Below are 17,861 nucleotides of genomic sequence, written 5' to 3'. Positions count from 1 at the left end.
TGTGTCCTCGTCCCTGCCGCGCCGGTGCGCGGCCGCCCGCGGGGACCGTACGGCCGGAGCGGCTGACCGATGGCGGAGGGAGCGGGGATGAAGTGGGAGCGGGCCGGGCTGGTCGGTGCCGCGATCGGCGTGGTGGCGGCGGGCGCGGCCGCGGGCGTGGCGATCGAGCGGGCCACCGTGGGCCGCGGGGTGCGCCGCCGCGCACAGCTCGCCCTCGACGCCGCCGGCCCGTACGGCAGCCTGCGCGGCACCCCCGGCATCGCCGTCGCCGAGGACGGCACCGAGCTGTACTACGAGGTCGACGAGGCGGCGCCCGCGCCGCGGTCCGAGACCGAGCCGGAGCCGGTGCGCCCGCCGCGGGCCGCCAGGCGCGGCTGGCTGCGCGGGCGCGGCGCGGACCCGGGGCCGGAGGCGGGCAAGGGCGCCGGTGCGGCCGGGCCGCGGCCGCCGCTCACCGTGGTCTTCTCCCACGGCTACTGCCTCAGCCAGGACTCCTGGCACTTCCAGCGGGCGCTGCTGCGCGGCGTGGTGCGCTCGGTCTACTGGGACCAGCGCAGCCACGGCCGCAGCGAGCGCGGCCGGGACCAGCTCGCGGGGGAGCCCGCCACCATCGACCAGTTGGGCCGCGACCTGAAGGCGGTGCTGGACGCGGTGGCGCCGGAGGGCCCGGTGGTGCTGGTCGGGCACTCCATGGGCGGCATGACGGTGATGGCCTTCGCCGACCAGTACCCGCGGTACGTCCGCGAGCGCGTCGCCGGGGTCGCGCTGATCTCCACCGCGTCGGGCAAGCTCGCCGCGGACACGCTCGGGCTGCCCGCGGTCGGGGCGCGGGCGTTCCGCGCGGTCGCGCCCGGGCTGCTGCGGGTGATGGGCCGGCAGGCGGAGCTGGTGGAGCGCGGCCGGCGGGCCACCGCCGAGCTGTTCGGGGGCGTCATCAAGCGCTACAGCTTCGGTTCGAAGGACGTCGACCCGGCCGTGGCCCGGTTCGCCGAGCGGCTGATCGAGGCCACCCCGATCGATGTGGTGGCCGAGTTCTACCCGGCGTTCACCGCACACGAGAAGAGCGAGGCGCTGGCCGCGTTCGACGGCCTGCCCGCGCTGGTGCTGGCCGGGAGCGCGGACCTGCTGCTGCCGAGCGCGCACAGCGCGGAGATGGCGGCGCAGCTGCCGGCCGCCGAGCTGGTGGTGGTGCCCGGCGCCGGCCACCTGGTGCTGTTCGAGCGGCCCGAGCTGGTCGGGCCGGCGCTGGCGGCACTGGTCGCCCGGGCCGCGGAGGGCGCGCGCGTGCCCGTACCGCCGCGGCTGCGCGAGCTGACGGCCGCGCTCGACGCGTAGCATTCGCCACCATGGGCAATCCGCACGACCCTTATCCCGCGGGCGCGGGCACCGCCGAGGACGCGCACGCGGTCCGGATCACCGTACACACCGCGGAAGACATGCGTGAGCTGGGCAGACGGCTCGCCGCGCTGCTGCTTCCCGGCGACCTGGTGCTGCTCACCGGCGAGCTGGGCGCGGGCAAGACCACGCTCACCCGGGGACTGGGCGAGGCGCTCGGCGTGCGCGGGGCGGTGACCTCGCCGACGTTCGTCATCGCCCGGGTGCACCCCTCGCTCACCGGCGGTCCCGCGCTGGTCCACGTGGACGCCTACCGGCTGGGCGGCGGGCTGGACGAGATGGAGGACCTGGACCTCGACGTCTCGCTGCCGGAGTCCGTGGTGGTGGTGGAGTGGGGCGAGGGCAAGGTCGAGGACCTGTCCGACGCGCGGCTCCAGGTGGTGATCGGCCGCACGCTCGGCGAGGAGCGCGGCCACGCGAAGGGCGGCGCACACGGTACGGAGGGAGCCGCGGCCGGAGCGGAGCCGGCGGAGGGCGACGACACGCGTGAGGTGACCGTGATCGGGATCGGGCCGCGCTGGGCCGGTCAGGACCTGGCGCCGCTGGTCCTCTGAGCGGCCCGCGCGGGCCGGAGGTTCGCGCCGACACTCTGTCGGGAAGATGTTGCGCGGGAGCGGGTGGCCGTGGTGTGCTGGTAGCGGCCACCCTCTTAGGGTTGCCTAACTTCTCTCCCCGGGGAGGCGCGCATGACGTCCCACGGCGACGCCGCCGCACAGGCTCCGGCACCGACGGCGCCCGCGGAGCCCGTGGTGCCCGCAGGACCCGAAACGCCCATGGCGCCCGAAACACCCGCAGCGCCCGACACAGCCGACGCGCCCGCCGGGCCGGTGGAACCCGGTGCCGCCGGGGCCGGCCCCGAGCCCGCCTGCGCGGTGCCCTCGGTGCGGGACCTCCTCGTGGCCTGCGCGGCCGCCCGTACGGTCTCCACCCCGCCCTCCGGCGACGAGGAGCGGCGCACGGCCCCGGAGCACCCGGAGCACCGTACGGCGTAAGGGCCGCCCTCCCTGCGGCCGGGGATTACGGCACCACGGCCACGAGGGAGCCCGTGGGCGCGTGCTGCCAGAGCGCGGCCGCGTCGTCGGGCGCCTCGCGGATCACGGCGCCGGAGGCCCCCGCGCCCGCGGCGGGCGCGAATCCGACGTTCACTCCATCGGTGGATGCGAAGAGCACGACCTGCCCGCGCTCGCGGGCGAAGACGCGGTGCGTGCCGCGCGCCGGGGCGATCCGGCCCGCGCGCACTTCGTAGGTACGCAGCACCCCGCCCCGCGCGTCGACCAGCCACACCCGGTGCCGGCCGAGGCTGTAGACGACCCGGGCGCCGTGCCCGCCGGCGGAGGGGAGCGCGGTCGGCGCGGCGGACGCGGGGGAGCCGGACGCCGTGGCCGGCGGGGCGGGCGTGCCGCTCGCGCCCCCGTGCGCGCCGCCCGCGGGGTGGCGGGGCGGCGCGTCCACCGCGGCCGCCGTGAGCACCCCCACCACCGCGATCGCCGTCGCGAGGAACCCGGCCACCGCGACCCCCGAACCGATCCGCACCACGGCCGCCGTCCTCCCGCCGGGTCGGCCCACCGCCGCACCGGCTGTCATATATACCGAATAAGGCTTTTGTCTGAATTGAACGTAGCAGTCAGGCCGGCTGCGCCCCTGGCGCCCCGCCGCGCCGCCCGCGCGCCGTAGGCTTGGGGCGTGCTGCTGCTTGCCTTCGACACCGCCACACCCGCCGTGACCGCCGCCCTGCACGACGGGGAGCAGGTGCTCGCCGAGTCCACCGTGATCGACGCGCGCCGGCACGGCGAACTGCTGGTGCCCGCCGTCGACCGGGTGCTGGCCGCCGCCGGCCGCGCCCTCGCCGACGTCACCGGCGTCGTGGTCGGCACCGGCCCCGGCCCGTACACCGGGCTGCGGGTGGGCCTGGTCACCGCCGCGTCCTTCGGCGACGCGCTCGGCGTGCCCGTGCACGGCGTCTGCACGCTCGACGGGCTGGCCTGGGCGGCCGGCGAGGCCGGGCTCGACGGCCCGTTCGCGGTGGCCACCGACGCCCGCCGCAAGGAGGTCTACTGGGCGCGCTACGACGGCCCGCTGCACCGCGCCGGCGAGCCCGCCGTGGACCGCCCGGCCGACATCGCCGCCGCAGTCGCCGGCCTGCCCGCGGTCGGCGCGGGCGCCGCGCTCTACCCGGAGGTCTTCACCGACCACCGCCCCGACCCGGCGCACCAGTCGGCCGGCGCGCTCGCCGCGCTCGCCGCCCACCGGCTGGCCGCGGGCGAGGAGTTCGGGCCCGCCCGGCCGCTGTACCTGCGCCGCCCCGACGCCCAGGTGCCGGCCGGCTACAAGGCGGTCCTGCCGAAGTGACCGAGCACACCGGCGCGGCCCCCGCGGGCGGCGCCACCCTGCGGGCCATGCGCTGGTGGGACCTGGACGCCGTGACCGCCCTCGAACAGGACCTCTTCCCCGAGGACGCCTGGTCGCGCGGCATGTTCTGGTCCGAACTCGCCGACGCCCGGCACCCGGCCGCCACCCGCACCTACCTCGTCGCCGAGCAGCAGGACGGGCCCGCCCCGCGGATCGTCGGCTACGCCGGCTTCGCGGCCGTGGCCGGCACCGGCGACGTGCAGACCATCGCCACCGCCCGCGACCAGTGGGGCAGCGGCCTCGGCGGCCGCCTGCTGACCGAACTGCTGCGCGCGGCGACCGCCGCCGAGTGCCACGAGGTCCTGCTGGAGGTGCGGGTGGACAACCCCCGCGCCCAGCGCCTCTACCAGCGCTTCGGCTTCGAGCCCATCGGCGTGCGCCGCGGCTACTACCAGCCCGGCAACGTGGACGCGCTCGTGATGCGGCTGTCCGACCCGGCGCGCACCTTCGCCGTTGACCTTGAGGAACCGAGGATCTGAGGAAGTAATGGCAGACGAACCCCTGGTCCTGGGGATCGAGACCTCCTGCGACGAGACCGGCGTCGGCGTCGTCCGCGGTCACACCCTGCTCGCCGACGCCGTCGCCTCCAGCGTCGACGAGCACGCCCGGTACGGCGGCGTGGTGCCCGAAGTAGCCAGCCGCGCGCACCTGGAGGCGATGGTCCCGACCGTCCAGCGCGCCCTGAAGGAGGCCGGGGTCAGCGCCCGCGACCTGGACGGCATCGCCGTCACCGCGGGCCCGGGCCTGGCCGGTGCGCTGCTGGTCGGCGTCTCGGCCGCCAAGGCGTACGCGTACGCGCTCGGCAAGCCGCTGTACGGCGTCAACCACCTCGCCTCGCACATCTGCGTCGACCAGCTCGAACACGGCGCGCTGCCCGAGCCGACGATGGCGCTGCTGGTCTCCGGCGGCCACTCCTCGCTGCTGCTGGCCCCCGACATCACCAGCGACGTCCGCCCGCTCGGCGCGACCATCGACGACGCGGCCGGTGAGGCGTTCGACAAGGTCGCCCGGGTGCTCGGGCTCGGCTTCCCCGGCGGCCCGGTGATCGACCGCTACGCCCGCGACGGCGACCCGCGGGCGATCGCCTTCCCGCGCGGCCTGACCGGCGGCCGCGACCCGCGCTACGACTTCTCCTTCTCCGGCCTGAAGACCGCCGTCGCCCGCTGGGTCGAGGCCCGCCGCCGGGACGGCCAGGACGTGCCGGTCGCCGACGTGGCGGCGTCCTTCCAGGAGGCCGTGGTCGACGTGCTGACCCGCAAGGCCGTCCGCGCCTGCAAGGACAACGGCGTCGACCACCTGATGATCGGCGGGGGAGTGGCGGCCAACTCCCGGCTGCGCGCGCTCGCCCAGCAGCGCTGCGAGGACGCGGGCATCCGGCTGCGGGTGCCCCGCCCCGGGCTGTGCACGGACAACGGCGCGATGGTCGCCGCGCTCGGCGCCGAGATGGTCGCCCGCGGCCGCTCGGCCTCCACGCTCGACCTGCCCGCGGACTCCTCGCTGCCGGTCACCGAGATCTCGGTGCCCGGCCACACCCACGGCCCCGATCACGGCCCCGAGCACGGCCACACCCACAGCCACGCCCATGACCACGACCATGTGCACGAGTTGAGCAAGGACAACCTGTACGGATGACCGTCACGCTGATGTGGGAGGCGGCCGCGGCCGACGAGCGCGGCGCCGAACTCCTTGACTGGGCACGGCAGCAGGAGCTGGCCGGGCAGCCCCAGCGGGTGGAGTACCTGACCGCGCCCGGCGACCGGGTGCTCGTCATCAGCTGGTGGGACGCGCCTTACGGCGCCGAGCTGCCCGAACTGCCGGACCCGCCGCCGGAACTGGTCCGCCGCCAGGTGCACCGCTGGCGGTTCGTGTCGGTCGCGGTCAGGCCCTGAGCCGCCCGTCCCACGCCGCCGGCGCGCCGATCAGCATCGCCGGCTCGCCCGCCACCCGGGTCAGGAACACCGTCGCCTCGTGCGGCCCCTGCGGCCGCACCCGGCGCCGTACCTCCTCCGGCTCCATGGCGAACCCGCGCTTCTTCACCGTCAGCCGCCCCACCTCGCGTTCGCGCAGCAGCGCCTTGAGCCGCTTGAGGCCGAAGGGCAGCGCGTCCCGGATCTCGTACGCGGCCGCGTACGGCGTCGGGTGCGGGTCGTCGCCGGTGACGTAGGCGATGGTCGGGTCGATCAGCCCGCCGCCCACCTCGCTCGCCACCAGGGCGACCAGGTGCGCGCGGATGACCGCGCCGTCCGGCTCGTACAGGTACCGCCCCACCGGCCGCACCGGCGGGGCCGGCGGCGGGCCGGGCGCGGTCAGCTCCGCCCCGCCCGGCAGCAGCGTGGCGCGTACGGTGCCGGGCCCGGTGCCGAACCACAGCGCCGCCTCCTTCACCTCGCCCCGGTCCGAGACCCACTCCGCCTCCGCGTCGGCGGGCACCGCCTCGTGCGGCACCCCGGGCGCCACCTTCACCGCCGCGTACGGCACCGTGCGGGCCGCGGCCAGCGCCCAGGACAGCGGCGGGGAGTACGCCTCCGGGTCGAAGGTGCGGCCCCGCCCCGAACGGCGCGCCGGGTCCACGAACACCGCGTCGCAGCCGGCGGTGTCCGCGTCCGCCACGTCCGCGCAGCGCACCTCGATCCGGTCGGCCAGGCCCAGCGCCCGCGCGTTGGCCCGGGCGACCGCGCAGGTGAGCGGGTCCCGGTCGACCGCGAGCACCTCGATGCCCGCGCGGGCCAGCGCGACCGCGTCGCCGCCGATGCCGCCGCACAGGTCGGCCAGCCGCCGCACGCCCAACGCGCGGAAGCGGGCGGCCCGGTGGGCGGCGACGGCGGCGCGGGTGGCCTGCTCGACGCCGTTGGGCGTGAAGTACATCCGCGCGGCGTCATCGGCGGCGAACTTCGCGGCGGCGCGCTGCCGCAGCCGGGCCTGTCCGAGCGCCGCGGAGACCAGCTCCGGCGGGTGGGTGCGCCGCAGCCGGGTGGCCGCGGCCAGCTCGTCGGCCGGGTCGTGGTCGCGCAACTCGCGCAGCAGTTCCTGCCCTTCGGGTGCGAGCAGGGCATCGAGGTCCTCGGGTGTCACCCGCCCCATTGTGCGCGCTGCCGCGGCGGCCCCGGCGCGCGGGCGCCGCCGGTCGCCGACCCCCTTCGGGGCATCCGTTGGCACTCCGCTTGACCGAGTGCTAAGTGCGTCCTAGTCTCGGTTCTGGCACTCGGCACCGCTGAGTGCCAGAACTCAGCGACGGGCAGGTCCGGCACCCGCGACGACGGGCCTACCAGGTCGCCGACCCAGACAGACACTCCCGTGAGCCCTTTGAAGGGGGAGGTCGGATCGTGACGACCGCCAGCACCAAGGTTGCCATCAAGCCGCTCGAGGACCGCATCGTGGTCCAGCCGCTCGATGCCGAGCAGACCACGGCCTCGGGCCTGGTCATCCCGGACACCGCCAAGGAGAAGCCCCAGGAGGGCGTCGTCCTGGCCGTGGGCCCGGGCCGCTTCGAGGACGGCAACCGCCTGCCGCTCGACGTCGCCGTCGGCGACGTCGTGCTCTACAGCAAGTACGGCGGCACCGAGGTGAAGTACAACGGCGAGGAGTACCTCGTCCTCTCGGCGCGCGACGTTCTCGCGATCATCGAGAAGTAGTCTTCCGGCCCACCACAGCCGTGATCCCGCCCCGGGACTCCGCGCCCTCTTCCGGCCGGGGCCGGGGCGGTTTCGTTGACCGTCCTCACTGACTGACGACGACATACGAGTAGATGAGGTAGTTCGCAGGCATGGCCAAGATCCTGAAGTTCGACGAGGACGCCCGTCGCGCCCTTGAGCGCGGCGTCAACAAGCTCGCCGACACCGTGAAGGTGACCATCGGCCCCAAGGGCCGCAACGTCGTCATCGACAAGAAGTTCGGCGCCCCGACCATCACCAACGACGGCGTGACCATCGCCCGCGAGGTGGAGATCGAGGACCCGTACGAGAACCTGGGCGCCCAGCTCGTCAAGGAGGTGGCGACCAAGACCAACGACATCGCGGGTGACGGCACCACCACCGCGACCGTGCTCGCGCAGGCGCTGGTCCGCGAGGGCCTGCGCAATGTCGCCGCCGGCGCCTCCCCCGCCGCCCTGAAGAAGGGCATCGACGCGGCCGTCAAGGCGGTCTCGGACGACCTGATCGCCACCGCCCGCGCGATCGAGGGCAAGGAGGACATCGCCGCCGTCGCCGCGCTGTCCGCGCAGGACAAGCAGGTCGGCGACCTGATCGCCGAGGCGATGGACAAGGTCGGCAAGGACGGCGTCATCACCGTCGAGGAGTCCAACACCTTCGGTCTGGAGCTGGACTTCACCGAGGGCATGGCGTTCGACAAGGGCTACCTGTCGCCGTACTTCGTCACCGACCAGGAGCGGATGGAGGCCGTCCTCGACGACCCGTACATCCTCATCCACCAGGGCAAGATCTCCTCGATCCAGGACCTGCTGCCGCTGCTGGAGAAGGTCATCCAGGCCAACTCCAGCAAGCCGCTGCTGATCATCGCCGAGGACGTCGAGGGCGAGGCCCTGTCGACCCTGGTGGTCAACAAGATCCGCGGCACCTTCAACGCGGTCGCGGTCAAGGCGCCGGGCTTCGGTGACCGCCGCAAGGCCATGCTGGGCGACATCGCCACGCTGACCGGCGCCACCGTCATCGCCGAGGAGGTCGGCCTCAAGCTCGACCAGGCCGGTCTGGACCTGCTGGGCTCCGCCCGCCGGGTCACCGTCACCAAGGACGAGACCACCATCGTCGACGGTGCCGGCGACAAGGCCGAGATCGAGGGCCGGGTCGGCCAGATCAAGGCCGAGATCGCCACCACGGACTCCGACTGGGACCGCGAGAAGCTCCAGGAGCGCCTGGCGAAGCTGGCCGGCGGTGTCTGCGTGATCAAGGTCGGTGCGGCCACCGAGGTCGAGCTGAAGGAGAAGAAGCACCGTCTGGAGGACGCGATCTCCGCGACCCGCGCGGCCGTCGAGGAGGGCATCGTCTCCGGCGGTGGCTCCGCGCTCGTGCACGCGGTCAAGGTGCTCGGCGACAACCTCGGCAAGTCCGGTGACGAGGCGACCGGTGTCGCCGTCGTGCGCCGCGCCGCCGTCGAGCCGCTGCGCTGGATCGCCGAGAACGCCGGCCTGGAGGGCTACGTCATCACCTCCAAGGTCGCCGAGCTCGACAAGGGCCACGGCTTCAACGCCGCCACCGGCGAGTACGGCGACCTGGTCAAGGCCGGCGTCATCGACCCGGTGAAGGTCACCCGCTCCGCGCTGGAGAACGCGGCGTCCATCGCCTCCCTGCTGCTCACGACCGAGACCCTGGTCGTCGAGAAGAAGGAAGAGGAGCCGGAGGCCGCCGCCGGCGGTCACGGGCACAGCCACTGACGCGTCACCGCGTCGCAGGCCCCTCCGCGGCCTTGCGGGCCCGCCACCTCGGTCACGGGGTGGCGGGCCCGGTCGTTTTCCGCCCGCCGCTCCGGCTCAGCCCCGGGTGCCGCGCAGCTTCGGGTCGAACCGGCCGGCCCGGCCCGCGGCGGCGCCGAACAGGGCCGGGGGCACATGGCGGGCGAGCGAGACCGCCACCTTGTAGCGGGCCGAGGGGACACTGACCGTGCGGCCCCGGGCCAGGTCGCGCAGCGCGGCCGCCACCACCTCGTCCGCGTCGAGCCACGCCCACGGCGGCAGCCCGGAGGAGTCCATACCGGCCCGCGCGTGGAACTCGGTCCGCACGAACCCCGGGCACAGGGCGAGGAACCGCACACCCGAGCCGCGCAGTTCGCTCGCCACGCCCTCGGTGAACCGCACCGCCCACGCCTTGCTCGCCGCATAGGTGCCGCGCGGCAGGTAGGCGGCGACCGAGGCGACGTTCACCACGAAGCCGCGGCGCCGCTCGCGCATGCCCGGCACCGCGGCCGTGGTCAGCCGCAGCACCGCCTCGCAGTGCACTTTCAGCATCCGCAGCTCGTCCTCGACCGGCGCGTCGAGGAAGGCCCCGCGGTTGCCGAACCCGGCGTTGTTCACCAGCACGTCCACCGGCCGGCCGGGCGCGCTCAGCCGCTCCTCGACCGCCGCGATCCCGGCGTCCGTCGCGAGGTCCGCGGCAAGCACCTCCACCTCGACGCCATACCGCTCGCGCAGGTCCGCCGCGGACCGCTCCAGCCGCTCGGCGTCGCGCGCCACCAGCACCAGCCCGTGCCCGTCAGCGGCGAGCCGCCGCGCGAACGCCGCCCCCAGCCCCGCGGTCGCCCCGGTCACTACAGAAGTCGTCATACCGCCACCCTAGAAGCGCACCGACCCCCCGCGACACGGTGCGACAGCGGCGGCGGCCCCGTCCCGCAGGCCGCGCCGCTCAGCGGCGCGGGCGGCCGATGTTGACGGACTGTATGTTCACTGGTCGGCTGACGGCAGGACGTAGGGCGTGGTGACGGCCAGTGGGGCGAAGCCGAGGCGTTCGAGGATGGGGCGGCTCTGGTCCGAGGCGTCCACCTGGAGGTAGCGGCAGCCGCGGGCGGCGGCCGTGCGGGCGCGGTGTGCGACCAGGGCCCGGTAGATGCCGCGCCCGCGCCACTCCGGGACGGTGCCCCCGCCCCACAGGCTCGCGAACTGGGTGCCCGGGTGGAACTCCACGCGGGCACCGCACACCGGCCGGCCGCCGGCTGTCGCCAGCGTCATGCCGACGTCCGGGTCCCCGAGCTGGTCGAGCAGCCGGTCCCGCAGCCGCCCGGAGTCCGTGCCGAACGCCTCGTCGTGCACCTTCGCCATCAGGTCCACCCCGGCCGCGTCCCGCACCTCCGCGAAGCGGACGCCCTCGGGCACCGGCGTGTCCTGCGCCAGCTCCGCGACCTCCGCGACCATCAGCGTCTCCGGCGGCTCCGCGGTGAACCCGGCCGCGGTGAGCCGCTGCGGCAGGTCCGCCGGCAGGTCGTACGAGTACAGCTTCCACTCGTACTCCCGCCCGGCCCCCTCCGCGGACCCCAGCCACGCCCGCTCCGCCGCGATCGCCGCGTCCGCCCGCGCACCGTCGTGCGCCGCGAACCCCGACCACACCACCCCGGCCCACCCGGCCGCCCCCTCGCCTTCCACCAGCCGCACCACCCCCTCCGGCGTGACCACTCCCGCGCCCCGCCTGACCTGCGCGTCGAACGTCTCCCGCACCACCGTGATGTCCATCCGGGCACCCTAGACCGCGCCCTGAGCAGCCACCTCCCATTTACCCCCGGGGCGGGGGCTCGCCCCGGAGCACCCGGCCGGGCCGTGCAGGCCATAAAATCGGCCTGTGCTCGAGCCACGCCATCTCCGGGTCCTGCGCGCGGTGGCGCGCACGGGCTCCTTCTCCGCCGCCGCCCGCGACCTCGGCTGCACCCAGCCCGCGGTGAGCCAGCAGATGAAGGCCCTGGAGAACGCCGTCGGCACCCCGCTGCTGGTCCGCGGCGCCCGCGAGATGCGGCTGACCGAGGCCGGCGACGCGCTGGTGCGCCACGCCGCGGGAGTCCTCGCCGGGCTGACCGCCGCCGAGGAGGAGGTCGCGGCGATCGCGGGCCTGCGCGCCGGACGGGTCCGGCTCGCCTCCTTCCCCTCGGGCAGCTCCACCCTGGTGCCGGCCGCGGTGGCCGCGCTGCGCGCCCGCCATCCGGACACCCGGGTCTCGCTGGTCGAGTCGGAGCCGCCCGCCTCGGTGGAGATGCTGCGCGCGGGCGACTGCGACATCACGCTCGCGTTCCGCTACGTGGACCTGCCGACCCCGTCCGAGGAGTCCTGGTCGGACCTGGTGGTGCGCCCGCTGCTCACCGACCGGCTGGTGGGGCTCGTCCCGCAGCAGCACCGGCTCGCCGCCGCGGGCCCGCGGCGCTCACCCGAGACGGCGCCGCCCGTGCCGTACGAGGAGCTGGCCGCCGAGCAGTGGATCGCCGGGTGCCCGCGCTGCCGCCGGCACCTGGTCGAGGTGTGTGAGCGGTCCGGGTTCACCCCCCGGATCGACTTCGCCACCGACGACTCGCCGGCGGTGGTGGGCCTGGTCGCGGCCGGTCTGGGCGTGGCGGTACTGCCCGAACTCGCCCTGGCGGCGGTGCGGACCGACGGGGTGGCGGTGCTGGAGCTGGCCCCCGCGGTGGAGCGCGAGGTCGTGGCGCTCACCCTCCCCGACCTCGCCCGCGTACCCGCGGTGGACATGATGCTCACCTGGCTGAGCCGGGCGGCGGTGCGGCCGTAGAGCAGCCGCCCGCGGCCGTGCCGGGTGCGCCGGGTGTGCAGAATCGATTCTTCGGTGCCGGTCGCGGGGCGCCGGACCTCAGTAGATGCGCAGCGGTTGGCCGTCCCGGTCCGGCTCCAGGTCCAGGTCGCCGTCCCCGTCGTACGGGTCGTAGTCGTCGTGTCGGCCGTGCGGGCCGTCGTCGTCCGTCGCGGCCGCGTCCGCCTCGTCGGCGGCGTCGGCGTCGTCGAGGTCCGTGTCGGCGTAGCGGTCGTACCGCTTGCGCTCGCGTTCGCGCTCCCGCTCGTCGTCGTCCCGGTCGGGGGTGGCGCGGTGGCGGGAGCGGCCCATCATGGCCTCGCGCTCGTCCTCGGTCAGGCCGCCCCACACGCCGTACGGCTCGCGTACCGCCAGGGCGTGGGTGGCGCACTCCGCGCGGACCGGGCAGCGCATGCACACCTCCTTGGCGGCGGCCTCCCGCGCGCTGCGGGCGGCGCCGCGCTCACCTTCGGGGTGGAAGAACAGCGAGCTGTCGACGCCGCGGCAGGCGGCGACCAGCTGCCAGTCCCATAGGTCCGCGTTGGGGCCGGGAAGGCGGGAGAAGTCTGCCATTGCTCATCCCCTCGAAACGTGGGTGACGGCCTGGGAGCTCGGCTTCGCTCAGCCGCACGTCCGACCGTACATCTACTGTCGTAGTAGATGTAAATATGACTCTTCGCCAATCTAGCGACGATTACCCCACGCACCAGGAAAGAGCCGCCAAACAGTGCAAAATCCGTCCTAAGACCCGTTTGGCATAATTCGCGACCGCGCGTGATGCGCCGCGCGAGTGGCGCGGTACCCCTCGCGCGGATGAATCGGACCGCCCGCCGCCTCGGAAAACACGGCCGCCTCGCCCATCTGACCTGCGACATGGTCGATCCGTACACGCATGATCACGTAGAGTGCACACGACTGCGATCCGACGTCGTAACTCTTTCGGGTGAGGGTCGTTGAGTGTGGCGGAAGCGGTTGGCGGAATCACGTGATTCGGGCAGATGCCCGAGCCGTCAGCCCCAACGGTGAAGATTCGTACTTCGTACAGCCTGGAGGCACAAGTGACGCGGTTCAGCTGCGGGGGGCGGTCATGACTTCCGTCCTCGTCTGCGACGACTCCCCGCTCGCCCGAGAGGCCCTGCGCCGCGCGGTGGCCACCGTGCCCGGCGTCGAGCGCGTGACCACCGCGGCCAACGGCGAGGAGGTCCTCCGCCGCTGGGGTGCCGACCGCTCGGACCTCATCCTGATGGATGTCCGCATGCCCGGCCTCGGCGGCGTGGAGACGGTGCGGCGGCTGCTGTCCGCCGACCCCGGCGCCCGCATCATCATGCTCACCGTCGCCGAGGACCTCGACGGGGTGGCGCTCGCCGTCGCCGCCGGTGCGCGCGGCTACCTGCACAAGGACGCCTCGCGCGCCGAACTGCGGGCCACCGTCACGCAGGCGCTCGCCGACCCGACCTGGCGGCTGGCCCCGCGCCGGCTGCGCTCGGCCGAGATGGGCGCCGCGCCCACCCTGACCGCCCGCGAGATCCAGGTGCTCGAAGGGATGAGCCACGGCCGCTCCAACGCGGAGATCGGCCGTGAGCTGTTCCTGTCCGAGGACACCGTCAAGACGCACGCCCGGCGGCTGTTCAAGAAGCTCGGCGCCTCCGACCGCGCGCACGCGGTGGCGCTCGGCTTCCGCTGGGGCCTGGTCCGCTGACCGCCCGCCGGCCGGCGGCACGCCGCGGGCCGGCAGTCGTACGCACCCGGCCGGACCCCCGGCGACCTCGGCGAACTCCCGTGGCACAGCCGCGGGAACGCCGGGTGCCCACCGGCGGGTCCCCGGTTTCCCGGCGGAGGACGCATGCTTGACGTATGGACTTCCTCGGGGATCGGCGGGGGCCGGGTATGGCGGAGATGACTGCGGCGGGCCCGCGGGCGCAGTCGTCCGTGCTCGCGGCCGATGTGAACGGCGGGCGGGAGAGCGCGCGCGGCGCGCGGGCCGGGTCCGTCCCGGCCCAGGCGCCAACAGGGCCCGGCAGCAGGGCCGATGCCGCGGCGGGCACCGCGCCCGACACCGCTTCGGGCAGTGTCGACGGCACCGCTCCCGCGGCCGCGGCGGGCGCCCCGGCGGACGGACCGCATAACGCTTCGGTGCAGAAGTCCGGACGCGATGCGGCGAATCGTCCGGCGGCGAGGCACCATGGGTGGATGCGTGACGACGACCCCCCGGCCATCGGTGCCCTCGTTCGTCGCGCTGTCGACGGGGACCAGCGGGCCACGCACGACCTGCTCGCCGCCGTCCACCCCCTCGCCGAGCGGTACTGCCGCACCCGGTTGTCCCGTCTGCCGGGCGACGCGCGGCACTTCGTGGACGACCTCGCCCAGGAGGTGTGCCTGGCGGTGCTGTGCGCGCTGCCCCGCTACCGCGACCTGGGCCGGCCGTTCGAGGCGTTCGTGGTGTCGATCGCCTCGCACAAGATCGCCGACCTGCAACGGGCCGCGATGCGCGGTCCCGGTGCGCCGGTGCCCGCCGACGAGATGCCGGAGAAGCCGGACGACTCGCTCGGGCCCGAGGAGCGCGCGCTGCTCAACAGCGACGCCGCCTGGGCCCGTACGCTGCTCGCCCGCCTCCCCGACCACCTGCGCGAGCTGGTGCTGCTGCGGGTCGCGGTGGGCCTGAGCGCGGAGGAGACCGGTCAGGTGCTGGGCATGTCGCCCGGCGCGGTCCGGGTCGCCCAGCACCGCGCGCTCAGCCGGCTGCGGGCCATCGCGGAGGAGTCCGGCGCGGTGTCGGCGGCCGAACCGGACGCGCCCGGACTGAGCGCGTAGCCGGGAGCGGCGGGACCGGCGGGCCGCGGTTCCGGCGGCCCGGGGCGGGCGGTGGAGGCGGGCCGTGGAGGCGCGCGCTGAAGGTGTCGCCGAAGGTGGCGAACCCGACAGACCGGACGGCTCCGGGCGGTCAGGGGAATAGCGGCGCAGCCACTACCATTGAACAACTCGCCGGGCAAGACCATTCGGGAAGGTGTCATGTCGCTGAACGCCGACGGAGTAGCCGAGAAGTTCGCCACGCTCGGACTCACCTACGACGATGTGCTGCTGCTCCCGGGGGCCTCCTCGGTGCTGCCCAACGAGGTGGACACCTCCTCGCTCATCTCGCGGAACGTCCGGGTGAACATCCCGCTGCTCTCCGCCGCCATGGACAAGGTCACCGAGGCGCGGATGGCGATCGCGATGGCCCGCCAGGGCGGCGTCGGCGTGCTGCACCGCAACCTCTCGATCGAGGACCAGGTCAGCCAGGTCGACCTGGTCAAGCGCTCCGAGGCCGGCATGGTCAGCGACCCGATCACGGTCCGGCCGGATGCCACCCTCGGCGAGGCCGACGCGCTGTGCGCCCGGTTCCGGATCAGCGGTGTGCCGGTCACCGACGAGGCGGGCCGGCTGCTCGGCATCGTCACCAACCGCGACATGGCCTTCGAGTCCGACCGCTCCCGCCAGGTGCGCGAGGTCATGACCCCGATGCCGCTGGTCACCGGCAAGGTCGGCATCTCCGGCGCCGACGCGATGGAGCTGCTGCGCCGCCACAAGATCGAGAAGCTGCCGCTGGTGGACGAAGAGGGCCTGCTCAAGGGCCTGATCACCGTCAAGGACTTCGTCAAGGCCGAGCAGTACCCGAGCGCGGCCAAGGACGCCGACGGCCGGCTGCTGGTCGGCGCGGCCGTGGGCGCCAGCCCCGAGGCGCTGGACCGGGCCCAGGCGCTGGCCGGCGCGGGCGTGGACTTCCTGGTGGTCGACACCTCCCACGGCCACAACAGCAACGCGCTGGACTGGATGGCCAAGATCAAGTCCAGCGTCCAGGTCGACGTGGTCGGCGGCAACATCGCCACCCGCGACGGCGCCAAGGCGCTGCTGGACGCGGGCGTCGACGGCGTCAAGGTCGGCGTCGGGCCCGGCTCCATCTGCACCACCCGGGTGGTCGCCGGCATCGGCGTCCCCCAGGTCACGGCGATCTACGAGGCGGCGCAGGTCTGCCTCGACGCCGGGGTGCCGGTGATCGGCGACGGCGGCCTCCAGTACAGCGGCGACATCGGCAAGGCGCTGGCGGCGGGCGCGAGCAGCGTCATGCTCGGCAGCCTGCTCGCCGGGTGCGAGGAGTCGCCCGGGGAACTGCTGTTCATCAACGGCAAGCAGTTCAAGTCCTACCGCGGGATGGGCTCGCTCGGCGCGATGCAGTCGCGCGGGCAGGGCCGCTCGTACTCCAAGGACCGCTACTTCCAGGCCGAGGTCTCCTCCGACGACAAGCTCGTCCCCGAGGGCGTCGAGGGGCAGGTGCCCTACCGCGGCCCGCTCTCGGCGGTGCTGCACCAACTGGTCGGCGGACTGCGCCAGACCATGGGGTACGTCGGCGCGGCGGGCATCGCGGAGATGGAGTCCAAGGGGCGCTTCGTGCGGATCACCGCCGCCGGGCTCAAGGAGTCCCACCCGCACGACATCCAGATGACCGTCGAGGCCCCCAACTACCACGGCTGATCCGGGGGCGGTCCCCCCGGGCCGCCCCGTCCTGTGGCGCCATGGCCTCGCGGTCCGCGGCGCGAGCGGCCGTCCACGGGCAGGTGGTCCTCGGACGGGCGGAAGCGCCCGCTTCGGGGGGACCCGCCATACTGGGGACCGCAGGACGGACAGAGAGGCGTAGGACGTGACTGAGATCGAGATCGGGCGGGGCAAGCGGGGCCGCAGGGCATACGCGTTCGATGACATCGCCGTGGTGCCCAGCCGGCGGACCCGGGACCCCAAGGAGGTCTCGATCGCGTGGCAGATCGACGCGTACCGCTTCGAGCTGCCGTTCCTGGCCGCGCCGATGGACTCGGTGGTCTCCCCGGAGTCCGCGATCCGGATCGGCAACCTCGGCGGCCTGGGGGTGCTGAACCTCGAAGGGCTCTGGACGCGGTACGAGGACCCGGAGCCGCTGCTCGCGGAGATCGCCGAGCTGGACGACTCGCGGGCCACCGCGCGCCTCCAGGAGATCTACGCCGCCCCGATCCGCGAGGAGCTGATCGGGCAGCGGATCAAGGAGGTGCGGGACGCCGGGGTGACCACGGCGGCCGCCCTCTCCCCGCAGCGCACCGCGCAGTTCTCCAAGGCCGTGGTGGACGCGGGCGTCGACCTGTTCGTGATCCGCGGCACCACGGTCTCGGCCGAGCACGTCAGCGGGTCGCACGAGCCGCTGAACCTCAAGCAGTTCATCTACGAGCTGGACGTGCCGGTGATCGTCGGCGGCTGCGCCACGTACACCGCGGCGCTGCACCTGATGCGCACCGGTGCGGCGGGCGTGCTGGTCGGCTTCGGCGGCGGCGCCGCGCACACCACGCGGAACGTGCTGGGCATCCAGGTGCCGATGGCCACCGCCGTCGCGGACGTCGCGGCCGCCCGCCGCGACTACATGGACGAGTCCGGCGGCCGGTACGTCCACGTCATCGCGGACGGCGGCTTCGGCGCCAGCGGCGACCTGCCGAAGGCGATCGCGTGCGGCGCGGACGCGGTGATGATGGGCTCCCCGCTGGCCCGCGCCACCGACGCGCCCGGCCGCGGCTTCCACTGGGGCATGGAGGCGGTCAACACCGAACTGCCGCGCGGCAAGCGGATGAACCTCGGCACCGCGGGGAACACCCAGGAGATCCTGCTCGGCCCCTCGCACGCCCCCGACGGCTCGATGAACTTCTTCGGCGCGCTGCGCCGCTCGATGGCCACCACCGGCTACTCGGACCTGAAGGAGTTCCAGCGGGTGGAGGTCACGGTCTCGCCCACGCACCACCGCTGAGCCCGCCGGCACCGGCGTCCGCGGTCTGTGCC

At 74.5% G+C, this 17,861-nt stretch carries 18 protein-coding genes and 1 pseudogene; 14 read left to right on the top strand and 5 right to left on the bottom strand.

Features of this window, described 5'->3' with window-relative positions; all coding sequences use genetic code 11:
- Positions 1-87: 87 nt before the first annotated feature.
- The 3 genes from WA788_RS17130 to WA788_RS17120 all read left to right on the top strand — a co-directional run bounded on the left by WA788_RS17130 (position 88) and on the right by WA788_RS17120 (position 2,387).
- Positions 88-1,335 carry an alpha/beta fold hydrolase gene (locus tag WA788_RS17130; protein ID WP_335978194.1) on the top strand — a complete coding sequence of 416 codons (1,248 nt, stop codon included), beginning with the start codon at positions 88-90 and terminating at the stop codon, positions 1,333-1,335.
- Between the two features lie 11 nt (positions 1,336-1,346).
- Positions 1,347-1,949, top strand: coding sequence for a tRNA (adenosine(37)-N6)-threonylcarbamoyltransferase complex ATPase subunit type 1 TsaE (gene tsaE / locus WA788_RS17125; RefSeq protein ID WP_335978192.1), 603 nt, complete (start codon positions 1,347-1,349; stop codon positions 1,947-1,949).
- Positions 1,950-2,168: 219 nt separating this feature from the next.
- The gene (locus WA788_RS17120) at positions 2,169-2,387 is read left to right on the top strand and encodes a hypothetical protein (protein WP_335978190.1); all 219 of its coding nucleotides are present in this window, start codon (positions 2,169-2,171) and stop codon (positions 2,385-2,387) included.
- Between the two features lie 25 nt (positions 2,388-2,412).
- Here WA788_RS17120 and WA788_RS17115 read toward each other — a convergent pair whose 3' ends face one another.
- Positions 2,413-2,979 carry a hypothetical protein gene (locus tag WA788_RS17115; RefSeq protein ID WP_335978188.1) on the bottom strand — a complete coding sequence of 189 codons (567 nt, stop codon included), beginning with the start codon at positions 2,977-2,979 and terminating at the stop codon, positions 2,413-2,415.
- A 99-nt stretch (positions 2,980-3,078) separates the two neighbouring features.
- On the opposite strand from WA788_RS17115, the gene tsaB reads away from it, so the two are divergent.
- From tsaB to WA788_RS17095, 4 genes are read left to right on the top strand one after another with little or no spacing between them, the layout of a single operon-like run.
- Positions 3,079-3,744 (top strand): tRNA (adenosine(37)-N6)-threonylcarbamoyltransferase complex dimerization subunit type 1 TsaB, encoded by a 666-nt coding sequence (tsaB, locus tag WA788_RS17110; protein WP_335978187.1) that lies wholly within the window; start codon positions 3,079-3,081, stop codon positions 3,742-3,744.
- Between the two features lie 47 nt (positions 3,745-3,791).
- Positions 3,792-4,283: a ribosomal protein S18-alanine N-acetyltransferase gene (rimI, locus tag WA788_RS17105; protein ID WP_335978527.1), complete on the top strand. Its 492-nt coding sequence runs from the start codon at positions 3,792-3,794 to the stop codon at positions 4,281-4,283.
- 7 nt (positions 4,284-4,290) lie between these two features.
- Positions 4,291-5,436, top strand: coding sequence for a tRNA (adenosine(37)-N6)-threonylcarbamoyltransferase complex transferase subunit TsaD (tsaD, locus tag WA788_RS17100; RefSeq protein ID WP_335978186.1), 1,146 nt, complete (start codon positions 4,291-4,293; stop codon positions 5,434-5,436).
- A complete protein-coding gene (locus WA788_RS17095) occupies positions 5,433-5,693 on the top strand; it encodes a hypothetical protein (RefSeq protein WP_335978185.1) in 261 nt (86 codons plus the stop codon). Before tsaD ends, WA788_RS17095 begins: the two co-directional genes overlap by 4 nt.
- Here the strand turns inward: WA788_RS17095 and WA788_RS17090 are convergent.
- Positions 5,683-6,885, bottom strand: a complete 1,203-nt coding sequence (locus WA788_RS17090; protein WP_335978183.1) for a class I SAM-dependent methyltransferase — start codon at positions 6,883-6,885, stop codon at positions 5,683-5,685. The two genes, WA788_RS17095 and WA788_RS17090, sit on opposite strands and share 11 nt — an antisense overlap.
- 242 nt (positions 6,886-7,127) lie before the next feature.
- Between WA788_RS17090 and groES the strand changes: the two genes are divergently transcribed.
- Both groES and groL read left to right on the top strand, forming a co-directional pair.
- Positions 7,128-7,436 carry a co-chaperone GroES gene (groES, locus tag WA788_RS17085; protein WP_033177833.1) on the top strand — a complete coding sequence of 103 codons (309 nt, stop codon included), beginning with the start codon at positions 7,128-7,130 and terminating at the stop codon, positions 7,434-7,436.
- 131 nt (positions 7,437-7,567) lie between these two features.
- On the top strand, positions 7,568-9,190 hold the full coding sequence (gene groL / locus WA788_RS17080) for a chaperonin GroEL (protein ID WP_335978180.1): 1,623 nt from the start codon (positions 7,568-7,570) through the stop codon (positions 9,188-9,190).
- A gap of 96 nt (positions 9,191-9,286) precedes the next feature.
- Here the strand turns inward: groL and WA788_RS17075 are convergent, their stop codons facing one another.
- Together WA788_RS17075 and WA788_RS17070 are read right to left on the bottom strand one after the other, a co-directional pair.
- A complete protein-coding gene (locus WA788_RS17075) occupies positions 9,287-10,075 on the bottom strand; it encodes an SDR family NAD(P)-dependent oxidoreductase (RefSeq protein WP_335978179.1) in 789 nt (262 codons plus the stop codon).
- Positions 10,076-10,192: 117 nt separating this feature from the next.
- The gene (locus WA788_RS17070; protein ID WP_335978178.1) at positions 10,193-10,975 is read right to left on the bottom strand and encodes a GNAT family N-acetyltransferase; all 783 of its coding nucleotides are present in this window, start codon (positions 10,973-10,975) and stop codon (positions 10,193-10,195) included.
- Between the two features lie 106 nt (positions 10,976-11,081).
- Here WA788_RS17070 and WA788_RS17065 point away from each other — a divergent pair, with 106 nt between their 5' ends.
- Positions 11,082-12,014, top strand: a complete 933-nt coding sequence (locus WA788_RS17065; protein WP_335978177.1) for a LysR family transcriptional regulator — start codon at positions 11,082-11,084, stop codon at positions 12,012-12,014.
- A 300-nt stretch (positions 12,015-12,314) separates the two neighbouring features.
- On the opposite strand, the pseudogene WA788_RS17060 reads toward WA788_RS17065, so the two are convergent.
- Positions 12,315-12,605 (bottom strand): annotated as a pseudogene (locus tag WA788_RS17060) (WhiB family transcriptional regulator); the annotation flags it as partial.
- Between the two features lie 514 nt (positions 12,606-13,119).
- Between WA788_RS17060 and WA788_RS17055 the strand changes: the two are divergent.
- The 4 genes from WA788_RS17055 to WA788_RS17040 all read left to right on the top strand — a co-directional run bounded on the left by WA788_RS17055 (position 13,120) and on the right by WA788_RS17040 (position 17,829).
- Positions 13,120-13,731: a response regulator transcription factor gene (locus tag WA788_RS17055; RefSeq protein WP_003948568.1), complete on the top strand. Its 612-nt coding sequence runs from the start codon at positions 13,120-13,122 to the stop codon at positions 13,729-13,731.
- Between the two features lie 491 nt (positions 13,732-14,222).
- On the top strand, positions 14,223-14,843 hold the full coding sequence (gene shbA, locus WA788_RS17050) for an RNA polymerase sigma factor ShbA (protein ID WP_335978176.1): 621 nt from the start codon (positions 14,223-14,225) through the stop codon (positions 14,841-14,843).
- A 198-nt stretch (positions 14,844-15,041) separates the two neighbouring features.
- Positions 15,042-16,541 carry an IMP dehydrogenase gene (guaB, locus tag WA788_RS17045; RefSeq protein ID WP_335978175.1) on the top strand — a complete coding sequence of 500 codons (1,500 nt, stop codon included), beginning with the start codon at positions 15,042-15,044 and terminating at the stop codon, positions 16,539-16,541.
- Positions 16,542-16,707: 166 nt separating this feature from the next.
- Positions 16,708-17,829, top strand: a complete 1,122-nt coding sequence (locus WA788_RS17040) for a GuaB3 family IMP dehydrogenase-related protein (protein WP_335978174.1) — start codon at positions 16,708-16,710, stop codon at positions 17,827-17,829.
- Positions 17,830-17,861: the final 32 nt, after the last annotated feature.

The sequence above is a fragment of the Streptomyces sp. CA2R106 genome, assembly GCF_037034245.1.
GTDB lineage: Bacteria > Actinomycetota > Actinomycetes > Streptomycetales > Streptomycetaceae > Actinacidiphila.
This window is presented reverse-complemented; position numbering and strand designations above follow the sequence as displayed.

Excerpts from the sequence above, each read along its gene's own strand:
- WA788_RS17115 (WP_335978188.1), bottom strand. The coding sequence starts at position 2,979 with ATGACAGCCGGTGCGGCGGTGGGCCGACCCGGCGGGAGGACGGCGGCC.
- shbA (WP_335978176.1), top strand. The coding sequence starts at position 14,223 with ATGCGTGACGACGACCCCCCGGCCATCGGTGCCCTCGTTCGTCGCGCT.
- WA788_RS17130 (WP_335978194.1), top strand. The coding sequence starts at position 88 with ATGAAGTGGGAGCGGGCCGGGCTGGTCGGTGCCGCGATCGGCGTGGTG.
- tsaD (WP_335978186.1), top strand. The coding sequence starts at position 4,291 with ATGGCAGACGAACCCCTGGTCCTGGGGATCGAGACCTCCTGCGACGAG.
- rimI (WP_335978527.1), top strand. The coding sequence starts at position 3,792 with ATGCGCTGGTGGGACCTGGACGCCGTGACCGCCCTCGAACAGGACCTC.
- WA788_RS17055 (WP_003948568.1), top strand. The coding sequence starts at position 13,120 with ATGACTTCCGTCCTCGTCTGCGACGACTCCCCGCTCGCCCGAGAGGCC.
- groL (WP_335978180.1), top strand. The coding sequence starts at position 7,568 with ATGGCCAAGATCCTGAAGTTCGACGAGGACGCCCGTCGCGCCCTTGAG.
- WA788_RS17070 (WP_335978178.1), bottom strand. The coding sequence starts at position 10,975 with ATGGACATCACGGTGGTGCGGGAGACGTTCGACGCGCAGGTCAGGCGG.
- WA788_RS17090 (WP_335978183.1), bottom strand. The coding sequence starts at position 6,885 with ATGGGGCGGGTGACACCCGAGGACCTCGATGCCCTGCTCGCACCCGAA.
- tsaE (WP_335978192.1), top strand. The coding sequence starts at position 1,347 with ATGGGCAATCCGCACGACCCTTATCCCGCGGGCGCGGGCACCGCCGAG.
- guaB (WP_335978175.1), top strand. The coding sequence starts at position 15,042 with ATGTCGCTGAACGCCGACGGAGTAGCCGAGAAGTTCGCCACGCTCGGA.
- WA788_RS17075 (WP_335978179.1), bottom strand. The coding sequence starts at position 10,075 with ATGACGACTTCTGTAGTGACCGGGGCGACCGCGGGGCTGGGGGCGGCG.
- WA788_RS17120 (WP_335978190.1), top strand. The coding sequence starts at position 2,169 with ATGGCGCCCGAAACACCCGCAGCGCCCGACACAGCCGACGCGCCCGCC.
- WA788_RS17095 (WP_335978185.1), top strand. The coding sequence starts at position 5,433 with ATGACCGTCACGCTGATGTGGGAGGCGGCCGCGGCCGACGAGCGCGGC.